General features: G+C 45.2%; 23 protein-coding genes. 10 read left to right on the top strand and 13 right to left on the bottom strand.

All coding sequences use genetic code 11. The features are described from left to right. Positions 1-106 precede the first annotated feature (106 nt). The gene (gene radC, locus VT06_RS15520; RefSeq protein ID WP_046555246.1) at positions 107-781 is read right to left on the bottom strand and encodes a DNA repair protein RadC; all 675 of its coding nucleotides are present in this window, start codon (positions 779-781) and stop codon (positions 107-109) included. An 82-nt stretch (positions 782-863) separates the two neighbouring features. Here radC (VT06_RS15520) and coaBC point away from each other — a divergent pair, with 82 nt between their 5' ends. Genes coaBC through slmA form a run of 3 tightly spaced genes read left to right on the top strand, consistent with a single transcriptional unit; the run spans position 864 to position 3,164 of the window. Further along, positions 864-2,099 (top strand): bifunctional phosphopantothenoylcysteine decarboxylase/phosphopantothenate--cysteine ligase CoaBC, encoded by a 1,236-nt coding sequence (gene coaBC, locus VT06_RS15515; RefSeq protein WP_046555245.1) that lies wholly within the window; start codon positions 864-866, stop codon positions 2,097-2,099. After that, a complete protein-coding gene (dut, locus tag VT06_RS15510) occupies positions 2,096-2,554 on the top strand; it encodes a dUTP diphosphatase (protein WP_046555244.1) in 459 nt (152 codons plus the stop codon). Before coaBC ends, dut begins: the two co-directional genes overlap by 4 nt. A gap of 19 nt (positions 2,555-2,573) precedes the next feature. Then, positions 2,574-3,164 (top strand): nucleoid occlusion factor SlmA, encoded by a 591-nt coding sequence (gene slmA / locus VT06_RS15505; RefSeq protein WP_046555243.1) that lies wholly within the window; start codon positions 2,574-2,576, stop codon positions 3,162-3,164. 314 nt (positions 3,165-3,478) lie between these two features. Here the strand turns inward: slmA and pyrE are convergent, their stop codons facing one another. After that, positions 3,479-4,126: an orotate phosphoribosyltransferase gene (gene pyrE, locus VT06_RS15500; protein WP_046555242.1), complete on the bottom strand. Its 648-nt coding sequence runs from the start codon at positions 4,124-4,126 to the stop codon at positions 3,479-3,481. A 16-nt stretch (positions 4,127-4,142) separates the two neighbouring features. Then, on the bottom strand, positions 4,143-4,856 hold the full coding sequence (rph, locus tag VT06_RS15495; RefSeq protein WP_046555241.1) for a ribonuclease PH: 714 nt from the start codon (positions 4,854-4,856) through the stop codon (positions 4,143-4,145). Between the two features lie 125 nt (positions 4,857-4,981). On the opposite strand from rph, the gene VT06_RS15490 reads away from it, so the two are divergent. Continuing rightward, entirely contained in the window at positions 4,982-5,842 is an 861-nt protein-coding gene (locus VT06_RS15490) for a YicC/YloC family endoribonuclease (RefSeq protein ID WP_046555260.1), read from the top strand. Between the two features lie 398 nt (positions 5,843-6,240). On the opposite strand, the gene VT06_RS15485 is transcribed toward VT06_RS15490, so the two are convergent. The 5 genes from VT06_RS15485 to VT06_RS15465 all read right to left on the bottom strand — a co-directional run bounded on the left by VT06_RS15485 (position 6,241) and on the right by VT06_RS15465 (position 9,582). After that, positions 6,241-7,068 carry a restriction endonuclease gene (locus VT06_RS15485; RefSeq protein WP_046555240.1) on the bottom strand — a complete coding sequence of 276 codons (828 nt, stop codon included), beginning with the start codon at positions 7,066-7,068 and terminating at the stop codon, positions 6,241-6,243. Between the two features lie 171 nt (positions 7,069-7,239). Further along, positions 7,240-7,551, bottom strand: a complete 312-nt coding sequence (locus VT06_RS15480) for a hypothetical protein (protein WP_046555239.1) — start codon at positions 7,549-7,551, stop codon at positions 7,240-7,242. 207 nt (positions 7,552-7,758) lie between these two features. Then, positions 7,759-8,091, bottom strand: a complete 333-nt coding sequence (locus VT06_RS15475; RefSeq protein WP_152659044.1) for a hypothetical protein — start codon at positions 8,089-8,091, stop codon at positions 7,759-7,761. A gap of 235 nt (positions 8,092-8,326) precedes the next feature. Further along, the gene (locus tag VT06_RS15470; protein ID WP_046555237.1) at positions 8,327-9,061 is read right to left on the bottom strand and encodes a hypothetical protein; all 735 of its coding nucleotides are present in this window, start codon (positions 9,059-9,061) and stop codon (positions 8,327-8,329) included. Between the two features lie 260 nt (positions 9,062-9,321). Further along, positions 9,322-9,582, bottom strand: coding sequence for a hypothetical protein (locus VT06_RS15465; RefSeq protein ID WP_046555236.1), 261 nt, complete (start codon positions 9,580-9,582; stop codon positions 9,322-9,324). A 322-nt stretch (positions 9,583-9,904) separates the two neighbouring features. On the opposite strand from VT06_RS15465, the gene VT06_RS15460 reads away from it, so the two are divergent. Beyond that, complete coding sequence (locus tag VT06_RS15460) at positions 9,905-10,183, top strand: hypothetical protein (RefSeq protein WP_046555235.1); 279 nt, start codon at positions 9,905-9,907, stop codon at positions 10,181-10,183. A gap of 59 nt (positions 10,184-10,242) precedes the next feature. Continuing rightward, positions 10,243-11,133, top strand: a complete 891-nt coding sequence (locus VT06_RS15455; RefSeq protein ID WP_046555234.1) for a WYL domain-containing protein — start codon at positions 10,243-10,245, stop codon at positions 11,131-11,133. A gap of 105 nt (positions 11,134-11,238) precedes the next feature. Here the strand turns inward: VT06_RS15455 and VT06_RS17640 are convergent, their stop codons facing one another. The 4 genes from VT06_RS17640 to VT06_RS15435 form a co-directional block, all read right to left on the bottom strand. Beyond that, a complete protein-coding gene (locus tag VT06_RS17640; RefSeq protein ID WP_052750310.1) occupies positions 11,239-12,432 on the bottom strand; it encodes a DUF6575 domain-containing protein in 1,194 nt (397 codons plus the stop codon). Then, complete coding sequence (locus VT06_RS15445; RefSeq protein WP_046555233.1) at positions 12,425-12,841, bottom strand: hypothetical protein; 417 nt, start codon at positions 12,839-12,841, stop codon at positions 12,425-12,427. The genes VT06_RS17640 and VT06_RS15445 overlap by 8 nt, the downstream gene beginning before the upstream one ends. 327 nt (positions 12,842-13,168) lie before the next feature. Next, on the bottom strand, positions 13,169-13,516 hold the full coding sequence (locus VT06_RS15440; protein ID WP_046555232.1) for a hypothetical protein: 348 nt from the start codon (positions 13,514-13,516) through the stop codon (positions 13,169-13,171). 131 nt (positions 13,517-13,647) lie between these two features. Beyond that, entirely contained in the window at positions 13,648-13,842 is a 195-nt protein-coding gene (locus VT06_RS15435) for an AlpA family transcriptional regulator (protein WP_046555231.1), read from the bottom strand. 153 nt (positions 13,843-13,995) lie between these two features. Between VT06_RS15435 and radC (VT06_RS15430) the strand changes: the two genes are divergently transcribed. From radC (VT06_RS15430) to VT06_RS18130, 3 genes are all read left to right on the top strand, one after another. Beyond that, positions 13,996-14,472, top strand: a complete 477-nt coding sequence (gene radC / locus VT06_RS15430; protein ID WP_046555230.1) for a DNA repair protein RadC — start codon at positions 13,996-13,998, stop codon at positions 14,470-14,472. Positions 14,473-14,635: 163 nt separating this feature from the next. Further along, a complete protein-coding gene (locus tag VT06_RS15425) occupies positions 14,636-15,196 on the top strand; it encodes a tyrosine-type recombinase/integrase (RefSeq protein WP_046555229.1) in 561 nt (186 codons plus the stop codon). Positions 15,197-15,331: 135 nt separating this feature from the next. Then, positions 15,332-15,532, top strand: a complete 201-nt coding sequence (locus VT06_RS18130; RefSeq protein WP_152659043.1) for a hypothetical protein — start codon at positions 15,332-15,334, stop codon at positions 15,530-15,532. Positions 15,533-15,931: 399 nt separating this feature from the next. Here the strand turns inward: VT06_RS18130 and VT06_RS15420 are convergent, their stop codons facing one another. Continuing rightward, positions 15,932-17,077, bottom strand: a complete 1,146-nt coding sequence (locus tag VT06_RS15420; protein WP_046555228.1) for a Fic family protein — start codon at positions 17,075-17,077, stop codon at positions 15,932-15,934. A gap of 244 nt (positions 17,078-17,321) precedes the next feature. Here VT06_RS15420 and VT06_RS15415 point away from each other — a divergent pair, with 244 nt between their 5' ends. Beyond that, positions 17,322-17,846 (top strand): DUF6088 family protein, encoded by a 525-nt coding sequence (locus VT06_RS15415; protein WP_235357453.1) that lies wholly within the window; start codon positions 17,322-17,324, stop codon positions 17,844-17,846. The last annotated feature ends 24 nt before the right edge of the window (positions 17,847-17,870 follow it).

The raw sequence follows: 17,870 nt of genomic DNA, 5'->3' as shown, positions 1-17,870 counted from the left end.
ATGGATGAGGGCGCACTTTATACACGAAAGCCCCATTAAACTCAAGAGAATTTAAATGGCACCCAGGCAGATCCTATGGCAGCTCGCTATTATCTTTCCGGTATTATTAAAGCCAGCCGCGTTCTGCAAAAGACACCACTTCTGCATCACCTACCACAAAATGGTCCAGTATTTTAATATCTACCAGTGCCATGGCTTGGGTCAGACGCTCCGTTATTGCCCTATCGGCGCGGCTTGGCTCTGCCACCCCGGAAGGATGATTATGAGCCAATATAACGGCGGCTGCATTATGCTTTAAAGCCTGTTGAACTACAATACGAGGATACACCGGTGACGCATCGATAGTACCCATAAATAATGGCTCGCTGGCAATCAGACGGTGTTGATTATCAAGGTAAAGCAATAAAAATATTTCACGCTGCTCATGGCCAATCATGTGCGATAAATATTTTTTTACCAATGCCGGCTCGGTAAATACGGTTTCGCGCTGCAATTGCTGCTGCATGTAGCGTTTACTTAGCTCCAGTACCGCTTGTAATTGCACAAATTTAGCTTCACCCAAACCCTTTGCCTGGCAAAACTCATGCTGGCTAGCCGCCATTAAACGCCGCAACGAGCCAAAATGGTTTAATAGCTGCCGGGCTAACGATACCGCATCACAACCACTAACCCCGGTGCGCAAGAATATGGCCAGTAATTCAGCATCAGACAACGCCGTAGCGCCTAATTGCAGCAGCTTTTCTCGTGGTCGTTCGGTTATTGGCCAGTCAGAAATTGCCATCTGAATCCTCCCTGAATTAATGCCGACTTTTACGTTCCGTGTTATCTTATGCCAACGATTTCCGGACCAGCTTTAGGTATTTATGCAGCAAACACTGGCAGCAAAACGTATATTGCTTGGCATTAGCGGCGGTATTGCCGCTTATAAAAGTGCCGATTTAGTCCGCAGGCTAAAAGAGCGTGGCGCCGAAGTGCGGGTCATTCTGACCAGTGCAGCTCAGCAATTTATTACGCCCTTAACCTTGCAGGCAGTATCAGGCAACCCGGTTAGCACCACCATGCTTGATCCGGCAGCTGAAGCCGCAATGGGCCATATAGAGCTGGCGAAATGGGCCGAGCTTATCGTTATCGCCCCGGCCTCAGCCGACGTTGTAGCCAAACTAGCCCACGGCATGGCTAACGATTTACTCACCACTTGTGTGCTGGCTACTGCCGCACCCGTTGCAGTAGCCCCGGCCATGAACCAGCAGATGTATAACAATATAGCTACCCAGCAAAACTTAGCAACACTAAAAAAACATAATATTCACATTTATGGCCCTGGTGCCGGTGCACAAGCTTGTGGTGATGTCGGTTACGGCCGCATGCTGGAACCGCTTGAACTGGTAGCATTAATCGAGCAAACCTTGCTACCGCTTACACCGCTTATCGGCTTGCACATTACCATTACCGCGGGCCCTACCCGTGAGGCGATAGATCCGGTGCGTTTCTTGTCAAACCACAGTTCAGGTAAAATGGGCTATGCCTTAGCGGCAGCTGCAGCGGCAGCTGGCGCTACCGTCACCTTAATCAGTGGCCCGGTGCAATTAGCTACGCCCGCCGGCGTAAACCGGATACAGGTTATTAGCGCTGAGCAAATGCACGCTGCCGCCCTTAACGCTGCCATAAAAAGCGATATATTTATTGGCTGCGCTGCCGTTGCCGACTATCGGGCTGCCACTATTGCGCCTGGAAAAATTAAAAAAGGCAGTGCCGAAACATTGCAGCTAACGCTAGTGAAAAACCCTGACATTATTGCTGCCGTGGCCAGTTTGACAGAGCGCCGGCCCTTTACCGTTGGGTTTGCTGCTGAAACAACAGATGTACTGCACTATGCCAGACAAAAACTTAACAGTAAAAAACTCGATATGATTTGCGCCAACGATGTGTCGTTGCCTAATGCCGGCTTTAACAGCGAGCAAAACGCCATCACGGCTATCTGGCATGGCGGCGAGCAGGTGCTTGAATTACAGAATAAAGTTACGCTAGCTGCCAGCCTGATCACCTTAATTTCTCAACTATTTTCTCAACCACAGACCACAAGTGAAACCAACAAATGAATAAAGCGATTGAGCTGAAAATACTTGACCCCCGTATTGGCAAAGACTTTCCATTACCCGCTTATGCCACAGCCGGTTCAGCTGGCATGGACTTAAGAGCCTGTCTGGAGCAAACGTTAACGCTAGAACCCGGCCAAACGGTATTAATACCAACCGGCATTGCTATTTTTATTGGCGACGCTAATTTATGCGCCACTATTTTGCCACGCTCTGGTCTTGGTCATAAGCACGGTATTGTACTGGGCAATTTAGTGGGGTTAATTGATTCTGACTATCAGGGGCCCTTAATGGTATCTATGTGGAACCGCGGCCAGCAGAGCTTTAGCATTGAGCCGGGTGACCGCATTGCGCAATTAGTATTTATGCCCGTAGTACAGGCTACGTTTGTTGTGGTAGACAGCTTTGATGCCTCAGTGCGCGGTGCAGGTGGCTTTGGTCATTCGGGTAAAAGCTAGTTTGAATTTGGGAAAAACTATGTCAACACCGCGTCGCAGCAACAGAAAAGAAGATATTTTGCAGGCGTTAGCTGCCATGCTGCAAAGCAATAATGGTCAGCGCATTACCACCGCCGCTTTGGCAGAAAAAGTAGGGGTGTCTGAAGCCGCGCTATATCGTCATTTTCCCAGCAAAGCCCGAATGTTTGAAGGCTTAATTGAGTTTATTGAAGACACCTTATTATCCACAGTAAATGCCATTTTAGATGAGCATAAAGACACGCAAAGCCGCGTAACATTAATGCTGCAATTAATACTGGTGTTTGCTGAGCGTAATCCGGGTTTTTGCCGCATTCTTACCGGCGATGCCTTGCAAGGCGAACAGCAACGTTTATTAGAACGGGTAGCGATATTGTTTGAAAAGCTGGAAACCCAACTTAAACAAACCTTGCGTGAGCGAAAATTACGCGAAGGCAAAGGCTTTACTATTGATGAGGGTGAACTGGCAAACCTGTTACTGGCTTTGGTAGAAGGTAAAATTAATCAGTTTGTGCGCTCAGGCTTTAAACGCTTACCCACCACCGCCTGGCAAAACCAGTGGGCGTTACTGCAACAGAGCTTATTTACCTGATAATTAAGTAAATGGGCCAACCTTTATCGGTTAGCAATTTCTATGCAGTAAATAATGAAGAGCGCAGGGTCAGCTGTGCTTTCGTAACAGCGGCCAATACTAGCAAGGCATCAGATAACTCTTTTCTCACGCGTAAATTACACAGAGCGCAGGGTCAGCTGTGCTTTCGTAACAGCAGCCAATACTAGCAAGGCATCAGGCAACGCTTACTGCTCCGGCTTCAAGGATCACATCCCTGTGCCCCTTCAGCCTGCGCGGCATCCATGCCGCTGTTCCGTAAGCATTATCTGACACCTTGCTCGACGGTTAGCAAACTAAGCTTTCACCCCGTACTGCGCCCGGTAAGCTTGTACCGCTTGCAGATGCTCTGCCATTTCCGGTTTATCCGCCAAATAACTGATTAAATCGGGCAGGCTAATAATCGAGATCACCTTGGTCGTAAAATCGCGTTCTACTTCCTGAATGGCCGACAGCTCACCCTGGCCACGCTCTTGCCTATCCAGCGCAATTAACACCCCAGTAAGCTGTGCCCCCTCTGCCTGAATAAGCTGCATCGACTCGCGAATAGCCGTACCGGCGGTAATCACATCATCTACCAGCATAATGCGGCCTTTTAGCGGCGACCCTACCAGATTACCGCCCTCACCATGCGTTTTAGCTTCTTTACGGTTAAAGCAGTACGGCACATCACGGTTATAGTGATCCGCCAGCGCCACTGCCGTGGTGGTGGCAATAGGTATGCCTTTATAAGCCGGGCCAAACAGTACATCAAATTCAATGGCCGCATCTTGCAACGCTGCCGCATAAAAACGGCCTAACCTGGCTAAATCGCTGCCGGTATTAAACAAGCCCGCATTAAAAAAATACGGGCTGCTGCGGCCAGACTTCAACGTAAAACTACCAAACTTTAACACTTGGCGCGCCAGGGCAAACTCAATAAAATCAAGCTGAAACTGCTTCATTATTTTCGGCCTCTGCTTACGCTAATACCCGCTTTTGCTCGTCAATTATTTCCCGAATAGCATGGCGACCCAAATCCATCATTTGCTGCATTTCTTCAAAGCTAAATGGCTCGGTTTCGGCGGTGCCTTGCACTTCAATAATTTTGCCGGTTTCGGTCATTACCACGTTCATATCGGTTTCAGCGTTAGAGTCTTCAGCATAATCTAAGTCGGCTACCGCCGTGCCTTTGTAAACACCTACCGAAACAGCGGCTACCATATATTTTAACGGGTTAGATTTAATCATCCCTTTGGCCCGCATATGGCTAAGCGCATCAACCAAAGCCACACAGGCACCGGTAATAGACGCCGTACGCGTGCCACCATCGGCCTGAATAACATCACAGTCGATAGTAATGGTGTTTTCACCCAGTAACTTTAAATCAACAGCGGTGCGCAGTGCCCGGCCAATTAAGCGCTGAATTTCCATAGTGCGGCCGCCCTGCTTGCCCCGTGCGGCTTCGCGATCGTTCCGGGTATGCGTTGCGCGTGGCAACATGCCATATTCGGCGGTTACCCAGCCTTTACCCTGGCCCTTCATAAAACGCGGCACGCCCTCCACCACACTGGCGGTACAAATTACTTTAGTATTACCAAATTCTACTAACACTGAACCTTCAGCGTGGGCGGTAAATTGACGGGTAAAGGTTAAAGGACGGATCTGGCTGGCGGTTCTACCACTTGGACGCATAACTGCACTCCTGAAATTAACAATGGCCGCCATTATAGGGGCTAACGATGGTGAGGGCGAGCAATTCGCCAAAATCTGTAATCCTGCGGTATACTCTGTTTTTATTTGTTGCCAGAGAATTAACCATGATCCACAGCATGACCGCCTTCGCCCGCCACGAAACCAAAGCCAGCTGGGGCACTGCCCAGTGGGAAATTCGCTCGGTAAACCAGCGTTACCTTGAATCGTATTTTCGTTTACCTGAACAATTTCGAGGTCTTGAAAGCATTTTGCGCGACAAACTACGCAGCAACTTGCAACGTGGCAAAGTAGAAGTAAACCTGCGTTACCATGCTAACCAAGCGGCGGGCGAGCTTAGCATGAACGAAGTATTTGCCGCGCAACTACTGCAAAAAGCCCAGCAATTACTGGCAAAAGCGCCACAGGCCCAGCTTAATATTGCCGACATTTTGCGCTGGCCGGGTGTAATGGAAAGCCAAAGCGAAGATTTAGACGCCATGCAAGGCGAACTACTGGCCGGTTTCGATGCCGCCATGCAAGATTTCTTAGCCGGCCGCGGCCGTGAAGGCGACGCAATAGAAGACATGATCCAACAACGCCTTACCGCTATTGGCGAGCAAGTGGCGTTTGTCCGCACTCATTTACCCCAAGCCATGCAGTGGCAGCGCGATCGTATTCTAAACCGCTTAAACGACATTAAAGCCGACATTGAACAAGGCCGTTTAGAGCAAGAAATGGCGTTTTTAGCCTCAAAATCAGACGTAGCCGAAGAGCTTGACCGGCTTGACGCTCACATCAAAGAAACCCGCCATACCCTGAAAAAAGGCGGCGCCTGCGGCAGGCGGCTCGATTTTATGATGCAAGAATTTAACCGCGAAGCGAATACCTTATCTTCCAAAGCCATTAGTACCGATATTACCAATGCGGCAGTAGAGCTAAAGGTGCTGATAGAGCAGATGCGCGAACAGATCCAAAATATCGAATAGCATCCAATTCTCAGGATGAGCGCTGTCCAAACCACAAAATCGACAGGATCATTTTTGCACATCGAAAAGATGGGCCACAGGCCGAGTCTCAGGGAAGAGGCGAGCACAAGCTGAAAGGCGTTGAGGGCATTTATAACGTTATAGATCGGTTCAATTCACCTTGATTGACCAACAACCAATGCCAAATTTGCGCTAGGTAGAAACTAGAAGAGTACTCACACTGGATACCCTAAAGCTCTGAGTGCTTTGTTTGTTTTACCGTTACATGGTGGCGTTGTTTCTGGTTGTGCTCATCCTACTACTTCAGCAAGTTCCCAAATATCTTTAGGTTTACCAGAGTAAAGTCTGGGAAGTCCACTTATCAATTTGCTGCGTTTTATTCATATCACACTCTTAAACTACGCTGCTTTAGTGCCACGACAAGACGGATACCTTGAGCAACCAAAAAACTGATTTCCTGCATTAGGGCCTTTTTTGGCAGTACGTAGCACCATATCACTATTGCAAACCGGGCATTGTATTGCAGAAGCTACCGTGCTGATTACCGGTTTATTTTGCTGTGTATCTCGTCCTTTTATCGCACTGACAAGTAACAGGCCATCAATCAACTGAATATTTTTACCATTAGCAAAAGCCTGCGCATCATCAGTAAATTGGCCCGAGGTAACAACGAAGGCGCCAGAGGCACTCTCTGCCACCATTACACCGTATAGCTCCCGCACCACATTGACCGGCACTTTGCTGGCTTTCCAGTGTTTGCATTGCACCAGGTAGGTTTTAAAATCATTGTCTGTCAGGTGTAAGTCGACACCGCCGTCGGCGCCCTCTGTTGTTTCACTGACTTTATAACCCTTTTCACGGAAAAACTGCCCTACCAACATTTCAAACTCACGCCAGCTTATTGCCGCAAGTGCATCTTGCTGTGGTGCAGAGTCGTATCGGACATTATTAAGCAGTGATACCCGTTTGGCTTTTGCCTTGAGTGATGTCACCGCGCCAAAGACAAAAATTAATGGCAGTAAATACCGCCCCCAGTAAGCAACGTAATAGACCAACCAACCAGTTACGTGCGCCATTGGCTTTTGCGGATCAATTACCGGCATTACCGCTAGGCTATCCAGATAAAAATAAAACCCAATTGCCATACAGATACTGAGCCACCAAGGCAAGAAACTGGCTATGCCATAGAGATCTTCTATCAAGCTGGATTTACGATGGCTGCCCATTAGTAATTGCGAAAAACTAGGAACTGTAACGTTGAAGGCAAGACTACAATAGCGCGAGCCAATACAGCGGTTTTTCCCTTATCTTTCAACTTCATTATCCTTAACTACGTACCACAAATCGCACCGACTTTAGAGTAAGGTGATTTTGTTTGCAACATGTAATAATTGGCATCAACGCAACCGGTTAAACGCCGGCTCATCAAAGTAATCATAATCACCCAGCTTTAACGCCTGTTGCCTGCGCGCCTGCTCGCTGGGTTTTCTCTCGGCGATGCTGATACCAAACACCTCTGTGTGTACTTGCTCCATTAACTGCTGCACTTCATGCCGGCTGCATATCTCAAGTAATTCGCCAGCATGAATAAAACCCTGGGCGCGTAGCCTCTGTCCAGAGTTGTCTTTGCCTGCCTTGCTTACTAAAAAAATATCCGCAAACTGCTGGCGTAAATTGATTAAGAACAGCTCGTGTTGTGCGTAATTCATTGCTACCCCTCTTGTCTTTAAATAATTGGCATCCCTAGGCACCCATCTTAAGCAGTTTCTAAATTCACACCATACTGTGCAGATACTCAGTGTATGTTTTTCAGGCAGGAGCAAATCAACAATTTGACTCTGACACTCCCAACCAATACCGGAAAGTCTTTTAAAAAGCTGTTCAACGTTGATCTGCCTAAAATTTTAATTTTGTTGCTAACTAACCACATCAGTTAATGACTTGAATAACTCAATACGCTTTATCACATCGCGCTCTTTTAATAACTTCTCTGCATCAGCTTTAGTAACCCAGCCGATAGCCTTACGGGCACCACTATTATTACCAACTCCTAACTCGCGCCAGCCCGCAATATGAGTAGTTCTTAAGAATGCTAACGCGGCTTCAAAAGACTGGAGGTAATTACCATTTATTTTCACTGGGTTTGGACCAACGTTGAAACCTGAAGCACCTTTCAACAGATGATTAAAAGGTACACATCCTGTTTTTATAGTAGAAACGGGGTAACGACCCTCTCGAGGATTAAGCATTTTTCTCTCCGATAATTTTTGCTATGTAATTCCATTAAGTAATATGCAGTCTTTCCTGCTGTCAGCCGCTCACCAATGGTGTATCACTCCATTAACTGCCCCAATTCACAGTTAAGTTGGTTACTCACTTTTGACGCAATATAAAGGCACTGCAAATACCCAAGCTCTTGCGCTGGCGCGGTTGCGGATGTTACATCCCCACCTTCCGCTGGGGTTATGAACTAAAACGAAAACACTATTTTGAAGTGACGTTTTTAAGCCAGGCACTTACTACCTCATGTGTTAAAAAGGTGCTTCTTCCATTTTTAATGATTGGTAGCCGACGATGTTCTGGTGTCGAGGGTGATGCGAGATTACGGACAGCGCGCTCTGTTTTATAGCCACCAAGCAGAGTTAATTCCCGAAATGAGAAATAAGATTCATGAATACCTAAAGATGCAATTTGATCACCTACCATGTCAATATCAGGTAAACGTCCATAGCTTAACGACCCATACTCTAGCTTTAATCGGGCAAAGAAGTGGATAAGTAGCCAGTGTACATGCTCGATTTTGCAAGGTACTTCCATGACACCGCTTCGAAGGAGCCCCTCGAAAGCAAGACACGGTGGAAGGGTTTCATACAGAAAATCATTGAGCCCACCACTGGTGTAACCATCAGTAACGCCAGCAGCTTCCAGATAGCTTTTAGGATTCTCCGCTTCAAAACAAAACGTTCGAATAATTTCTAGGTTTCTACCAAGGTTACATTCAACGTAGTTAAGATCGCGCTCAACCTCAGGGTAAAAAGGCTTAGCATCAAGATCGTCACCATTTGGATCAGTAAACTTTGATTCAGCTGAAAGATAACCATTGAGCACAAGCTCTGTATAACGCTCAAAAGTCTGACGAATATGAAATGTGATTCTCTGGACATCGACCCGCGTCAAAATCCGATTATCTTTAATTTCTTCTACGTTAATGTTAAACATAAAGCCTCGTTACATTGCCGATGTAATATGCAGTAACTATGCCTGCGCCGTTTAGGCTTGTCAACTTAAATTACATTGCAAATGTAATTTAATAAAAAAAGCGGCCCGATATGAGAATGTCACTGCAATGACCAAATTATTAAAATAAAGAAGAACTCAAACCAGTGTCATGAATGAAGTAGGTGTAGATAAGCTAAAACAGAATTATGTGTATCCCTGAAAACAGACAGATATTGAAACTTTTATGGTACTGTTTTCTGCTAGGTCAGAGGAGCGGGCTTCTCAAATCTTGAAGTCAAATAATCAGATCGTGCTTGCTTTGTGTCAAACTCGATGACTTTAACTAACTCTATGCCGTCTAGATCTTCTGGCTCAAGTAAATCAGCAATAGCGCTTTCATCAGTAACCACCAAAAATTTAGAATCTTTTTCTTGCGTATAAATCGCTCCGCCCTCGACGCGCATGAAGAGGGTCATATCAGTGAAGTCTGATTCTAATATCGGTTTACTGCTAGTCGACATCGATTCTCCTTAAAAACAACAGTCAGAGGTATGATGCTTTAACGTTCTAAAATGGCATCCATGCCAGCTTGTCCTTGTTACATCCTGTTGGCTACATCCTGCAGCCTTGTCCATTTACTGTCACTGTATGCGACATGTCATCCCTTACTAACCATCTTAGGCAGTTTCCAAATTCACACTATACTGTGCAGATGCCCAGTGTATGTTTTTCAGGCAGAAGCTTTTTTGCGTACTTTAATAAGCGTTGGGTACCTGACTTAATTGTCCTAAAGTTTCTGTATGAAGTGGTAGCTACATTTATATAAGCAGGAGCAATTAAAAGATGGCCATAAACTTTAACGTTACCAGTGACGATTTACCTGCACTTAGCAGAATGAGTTACCTCAATGAATTGATGGCTAAAATTGGCCATTTAGCTGGGCATCGAAACGATAAGGTAATTTATGACGGGAAGATTTGGTGTTACGCAGATTTAGTGTATGTGGCATATGAGTATTATGTGCTTGCACGTAATTATGGATTACCGGTACATAATTTTGTAAAGTGGCTGGAACAAGAGCAAACTATTTTAAAACAGCATCACCTGACCTGGCCGGCCTAGCCCTGGATATGAAGTGAATAGTAGTGCACGCTTTGCATACACATTTAAAGGATTAAAGTATGAAAACGATGGAACACACCGTGCAGCATGAAGCTGAAGGCTGGCCCATTCGCTGGGAGCTGCTGATGCGCTACCGGCTGATTGAGATAGTTGCGCTATGGGAAGGCAGGCTAACGACTAACCATTTGTGTAACAGCTTTGGTATTGCCCGCCAGCAGGCATCGAAAGATATTAATGGCTATTTACGCGACGTTGCACCAGGTAACCTAGACTATGACGGTAAATTAAAAGGCTATAAACCCTCTGCTACATTTACACCAAAAGTAACCAGCGGCCTGGCAGATGAATACCTGCATGCACTGGCCAGTACCAAAGATTTTGCTCACACTTTCAGTCAACTCGATTTAGGCTTTGCCCATACCGAAATGCTCACGCCGCCAATTAGGCAGGTTAACCCAGACATTCTGCGCACCTTGGTGCAAGCCGCACGCGACGGTAAAAAGATTGATATGGGTTATGTGTCACTAACCTCACCCGATGAAGAAAGCCGGATTATTGCACCACATACCCTGGTATGCACGCCATTGCGCTGGCATGTGCGCGCTTATTGCGAGAAAAATCGTGATTTTCGGGATTTTGTATTAAGCCGGTTTCGTGGCATAAATGGCATCGAAGGCGATGCCGATATGACCAAAACACAGGATGAACGCTGGAATAGCAAAATTGATATCGTGCTGGTGCCAGATTCCAGGCTAAGCGATTACCAAAAAACCATTATTGCTGAAGATTACAATATGGTCGATGGTAAGCGGGTTATCTCGGTACGCTCTGCACTGGTACCCTATGCCGTGCAAGCACTAAACCTAGATTTAGCCAAAATAGAAGCGCGCCCAGAGGCGCAGCAAATTGTGGTGGCAAATTTAAATGACGTTAAACGGCATGCGTTTTGATGCCTGTGACACATTCAAAAATAGCAAAAAATGGTAAGTTGCGCTTCGCTTGTTGGCTCAGCAAGGCGAACCATTCTAAACGGTAAAAAAAGTTAGCGGAGCTTACTACTTGCAAGTTGATTCCAGCCTAATAAGAGCCCATTTCGTATACTCTGAACCAGACGAAAAATTTGTTTCAATTATCTTTTTCAATGTTACGTTATAAATTCCGCTTATCTCAGAATGTCTTACTGCATCTAGCGATTCATCTAGAATTTTTCCACTATAATCTTCGTTATCACTTAGATGACGAACCCTGTAACGCTTCGTTTTAATATCCAGTCCCAATAGCTCTGCTCTAAAAGTAACGGATTCAGACATATCAATATCAATTTTACTTACAAGATCAAAAGCCCTTTTAATCTCCTGCATAGATAGTGATAAAATTCGGCCACGCTCTTTATTCGGTGAGCCCCAGTGCAACTTCATTGGTGAATCCAGTTTTGATACCTCTCTAAGAAACAAGCGATATTTAGAAGCTACTCTTCCTTTTAACTGGTGGAGCTTATTACTGATATTATCTTCATTATCTCTAGATTCGACTAAGTTGGTCAGTTCAAAAAGAACATCAGATGCTAACGAGTTATAAAATAAATCAGACGTAGACTTTGATTTGAGCTGAAGCCCAAACGAACCCTCAAAGATCTGCGTAGCTCGAAATTTTGTTGCCTCTAAAACATCAGCAGGAATAGCACCCTTTAAGGTGACGTCTCCTTTACAGAATTGACCTAGTGCATTAGCGAGCTCTTGAAACGATGTAAGTATCCCACCTAAATCTTTTGCATCTATTTCAGGTAATTTTGTATCCCAAGGATAAAAATGAAGATTAAACGTTTCTCTTCTTGACCCCTCTGCAGCCTGATCTGCATCTATCGCACCTAGTCCAAGTTGCACTCCTTCCTTCGATTCAAGATATACACCCTCATCTGGAAGATCTTCTTCATCTATTTGCTCAGGGAATATGCGAAGAACAGACGAATCCCCTTCAAAGTTCGATTCTACTTTATATAAAAATCCGTCTTCAGGCAGAAGAAAAGCACGCCTCAGCATAAATCCTTTGCTAATAATCGTAGCCAGCCTATCAATAGATACTGGAAGATACAGCCATTTATAGCTCTCATAATCATCGAATACGGATAACGCTAAGAATTTTGTCCCGGAATTGTTCGAGCATGAAAATAGCCTTGGAATGTCATAAAACTGGTAGACTGTTTCGATGCGCAATTTGCCAAGTATGGTGTTATTTGGAAGGTTAAGCATTGATCACCTTCATTGTGTCTATTGGCATGAATATTTCAGCCAAATCGTGAGCACTGATTAATGACCATAATGTTTTATGATTGTAATTATTTTTTGAGGGAGTTCCTCCAATCATACCTGTTTCAGAAGACAATTCAGCTACGCAGAGACTCTTTTTCCTTAACGCAGGCACCGCTGCCAAAGCAGTTTTGCAATCGTTCTCAGAAATATAGACTGACAGGCCTCTAGCCTGACAAGCTTTATCACCCCAGTCCTCATTAGGTTTTAACTCATAGTAAGATAGAAAGTCCTTGTGCTTCGGATTTGCTCTATTCGTGAACCTAAAAACTACCCCTGAAACGTCTTCCACGTCATCTGGTGGGCACCGTTCAGGATAATGACCTGGCCACATAAAATTTCTCTCTTCCATTTAAAACTATTCCCTATAGCACTGCCAAAAACTACCAATTCAGATAATGCTCGTCTACAGGCAAGTATTATTTAACCTCAAGTTAACTTTATTTCGTATATTTAACATTGAGAACATTACCCTGCTTCCTCCTAAGTTACAACAACTTATCGGTAAATTGCGATTTTTTTCATCGATAAATTTTGGATGTGTATTCGGAAATACTTAGTTAGCTCCGCGCAAAAAATTGTATAGCTTGTAAGATTTCGTTTACTGCTAAAGAAGCTGATTAACCAGCGAAATAAGCTATTGGCAACATGCAGACTGTAAGTCCGTCTATAGCCTATTCTAGCTCGCCCGCTCATACGTCGATAACAATGTACTGCCCTCGGTTAACCAATCAATTTCCATCACACCCAACTGGATCACCAATCGTCCCTCCCGGTTTGGACGAATGCGGTGCAACTTGCGCTGTTCAACCAGGCTATCAAGTAGTTCTAAAATCGCGCCTTTAACACCCCACTTTTTCAGCATGGCATTATCGGCTTCAGTTAAGTGCCATGCGGTAGCGGTTAGCATTGGTGATTCGGCTTCAGCGAAAAACATAATGCTGCCGCTGAGTTGTTGTAGTTGAGGGTAGTTGTGTCGCAGTGCTTCCAGGCTCTGCCGTTCAAGCTGGATTACATCATTATCCATAGCTTTCTCCTTGGGCTCTGTTTCAGTGTAGCCAGATTAGCCGCTGAAAACAGCTCTGAACAGTGCAGATATTTATGATGTGTACGCTAATGATACGGGTCGCAGATTTCATATTTGTGTCAAAAAGTGCATTACTTAGTCGTCAGGTGCTCACGATGTTCAATTTTTTGCTGTATCCAATCTTGTATTTCACTTTCTACCCACGCCACCATTCTGGTGCCCAGTTTTACTGGCTTTGGAAAACGGTCTTCTGCAATAAATTTATAAACGGTTGAGCGAGCCAGGCCGGTGCAATCCATCACGGCTTTTAATTTGATTAGTTTCATGGTTAGGTCCTCGTATTAGTCCAGACCATGTGCCTGTTGCGTATTTTTTAACTGTAAGCCGGTACCGGCTGCCAGCAATTGCCAAATCGAAAAAAACTCAGACCTATATCACTAATAAGCATATGCAAATAAATGCCTATTAGGAGATATACCATGACACCAAAACCTACCACTGCAGACGTTGTTAAATGGTCAGTTGCCGCCTTAGAAGTACTGGATAAAGCTGCTACGCTGATTGCCAAAAAATACGCCCGCAAAGATGCCTTCACCAACCCTGATGCCACCAAAGATTATTTGAAATACCGAATGGCTCACCACGAGCGCGAAGTGTTTGCAATTATGCTGCTTGATAACCAGCACAGGTTAATTGAATACAAAGAGTTATTCTTCGGCACCATTGACGCTGCTCCGGTTTACCCGCGTGAAGTGGTAAAGCTGGTACTAGAGCATAACGCAGGTGCGGTAATCTTTGCCCATAACCATCCCTCTGGTGTGGCCGAGCCTTCAGAAGCTGATAAACGGATAACCAAACGACTAAGCGATGCGCTGGCGCTGATTGATGTAAAAGTGCTGGACCATATCGTCGTGGGCGAAACCCCGGTGTCATTCGCTGAACGTGGGCTGCTTTAAGCCTATTTATCAGGTTAGCAAACCACTGACAAAACGGCATAAATGCCAAGTTCCCAAATTAGCCTTTTGGGTACTTAGAAAGCCTTATAAAACGGCACTTGTGCTTTTTGCACTGTGCTGAAGTTCTCAAAACTGCGTTTTAATCGAAAAGAGGAAGTTGACTATGGCTGAGGTATACGCTGTCAAAAGCCTAGATACGGTGAAACTAATTAGTCACCTGTTAGACAGGCATTACGGCCAGCAAATGGCTGACATTTGGAATATTGGTTTAAACCTGGCATTGCGCATAACTGATTTACTGTCTGTAAGGTTTACTGATATCCAGGCTGAACGTTTATTACTTAAAGAGGGTAAGACCGGCAAGTTGGCCAATATTAAACTTAACCAGAAGACGAATGAAATAACCAACCGGATTAAACGACAACACCCCGATCATACATATCTGTTTCAGTCGTATCGAAACCAGCGTGCCGGCAACTTAACACCGGCGCCATTATCACGCCGTTATGTTAGCCGTGCCTTTGCCTTGATAGGTGAAGATGTCGGCATCGACTTGGGTACCCATTCAATGCGTAAAACCAGAGGTTATCACTTATACAAATCGACCAAAGATATTGCCAGGGTAATGAAGATGCTACGCCACAGCTCTGAAGGGGTAACGTTACGCTATATCGGCATTACCCAAGAGGACATTGATAAAAACTTTGTTGAACTGGAAATTTAACGCAGATATAGGCTACCGCAAATGCGGTAGCCTTATGCCGGGTTTTATTTTTTGAAACTTAGACTCCTAACCCCCCTGCTCGACTACTCAGAAGCAAACGACAATACCTCGGTAAATTACTTAACGAGGTGTTGTATGCAAATTGAATTTTTTGGAAGAACTTTGGTAACCGAGATTTATACGAAAACAGCTGTTGAGCAAAGTCCATATTCAGTAAATACTCGTCGCCAAGCACTAAAAGATTTTTTTCATCTTTGGGAAGAAAAATCATGCAACAAACGTCATTTTATCAAAGAGCTAAGGGAGTTTTCACAAAGTCTTTCATACGTACCATAACATTATTGCTTGCATAGATTGCTGGTCAAAACCTCCTGATACAAAAGCGCTTTTTTTAATCAAAATAAAGAGAGCTTGGGCAACTCAGAAACACCGACTCAAACGACAAAATAAAAAAGATTATAACTTCGTCATGAGTAAATCAGTTTCAAAAAAACTGGAAAATCTTTCAGTGGCCAATGGATTATCTGAAAGTGAATTTGTGGAGATGCTGATTAATGACGCCCATGATCACCACTACAAATCAAAACAAAATAGTGGCAGAAGATTAGATGGTAAATGAGCTCCAATTACACAATGGTTTTTGACGCCAGAATTATTCTGTCATGTGAATTGGTATTTGATAGCCACCATAATAATAGCCTTACAGCACTCTTCTTCATGCTAAGTGATTAGAGGCTACATATTCACAGCATTTCTTTGGTTAGGCTGCAAGATCACATACCTGGTACTTCGGCCCCCCGCAGCGGTTTTCACCAAACAACCCATTTCAACCAACTGGGCCAAATGCCGGCTGGCGGTTGCGGGGCTTACTTTAGCAACTTTGCCGTATTGGCTGTTACTGATGCCTTCGCTGAAGTCGCCATCCAGCAACCGGTTTAAAACTTTGACTTGTTCTTTACTCAGTTGGGTTTGGTCTACGCGTTGCCAGAATCTGGTTTTTAGCAGCGTTTGTTCAATATCGACCAGCACCTGGCGCAGGCTGGCAGCCAGAGTATCAAGAAACCAGAGCAGCCAGGCAGTAATATCAGTATCGCCCTTTTGGCTTTGCTCAAGGATGTCGTAATAGCTGCTACGTCGCTCCAGGATAGCAACCGACATGGCATAAAAGCGGATGGACTGATGCTCTGCCTGTGCCAGCGCCAGATCGGTCAGCAGCCGCGCCAAGCGGCCATTGCCATCCTCCAGCGGATGAATGGTGATAAACCAGAAGTGCGCAATACCGGCGCGTAACAGCGGGTCTAAATTAGCGTCTTTCTGCGAGCGGTTAAACCAGCCTATAAAGCAATTAAGCTCGCTTTCTAACACCTGCCGCGGTGGCGCTTCGAAATGCACTTTTGGGCGATCAATTCTACCCGAGACAACCTGCATCGGCTCGTCGCCGCGAAGCTGCCCACCCTGTATTCTTTGCATTAATGAGCTATCAACCGGAAACAGCCAGGTATGCCATTGCAATAATCGCTCTAGCGTTAACGGCTGCTGCCAGTTGCCAATTGCGTCCGTTACCATCGCAGCAAGACCATCAGACTGGGCTGTCGTCGCAACGGCTTGTGGTTCATCAATATCGAGCTTACGTGCTAATGATGAGCGCACCACACTATGATTCAACCGCTCACCTTCAATGGCGCTGGAGGTAAGAATGTTGGCTAACATCGTATCCAGTGCCACCAGCTGGTTATCCTGCACGTCCATTTTACCCAACAGCAGCCCCTGCAAAAAATGCAGCTCACGTAGCTTAGGGGTCAATGCCGCATTATCATAACGAAAAACCTGCGCTGCATCTTGCTGACGGCTGGGCCAGTCAGGTTGTTGCCAGATCCACATAGGTTAAATTCCTGCTGCTGAGGTGAATACCAAGACCAATCTAATCACAAATTGAGGCGAATATCAAGACTAATCAGCTCAGGAAACGCAATTAGGGTTGGCTATTAATTAACTCTAAATATTAATCAGGTAAATTCAGCTGAATTTGACTCTTCTCTTCGCCAAAGTATTATTGATACTGAGCAAACGGTCATTTAAATGACGTATTTTTTTACTCTTTGCCACGAGTGACAGGAGATATCAGATGACAATACAAGACAGATTAGCAATCAGGGTGAAATGCGCTGAGCATTCTGTTTTCATGCGATCTGATTTTGCTGATATCGCTGATTATGACCAGGTAGGTCGTGGTCTACGAAATATGGTCAGAGAAGGTTTGCTAATGAAAATTGGCCACGGACTGTATGTTCGGACCAGAGTAAATAGTATTACCGGAAAGTTGATGCCTGATAACATCCGTGGCGCATTAGGCGTTCTTCTAGAAGCGCTAAAGAGATTAGGTATCGAATATCAGTTTGATGAAGCATCACAAAAATACTACGACGGAAAGAGTACACAGATTCCAGCTAATCACATAGTCATCCCCAAGAATCCGCGCGTTAGTCGTAAAATCGCCATAGGGAGATGTGTGCTCGCAAATTCTCAACAACTTGATGCCGTCAAATTAGTGCCAATTCATACGAAGCTCACCACGTGCGTATTTCGGGATGATCCGGCCAGCGATTTCGGCATGAGTCGGCCGCCCATTTCGGTATCATCCGGCCACTGATTTCGGCATCATCCGGCCACCTGT

It is taken from the genome of Arsukibacterium sp. MJ3 (assembly GCF_000987765.1).
In the GTDB taxonomy this organism is placed as follows: Bacteria; Pseudomonadota; Gammaproteobacteria; order Enterobacterales; family Alteromonadaceae; genus Alishewanella.
Note: the sequence above shows the minus strand (reverse complement) of the source record. Positions and strands in the feature narration are given on the sequence as shown.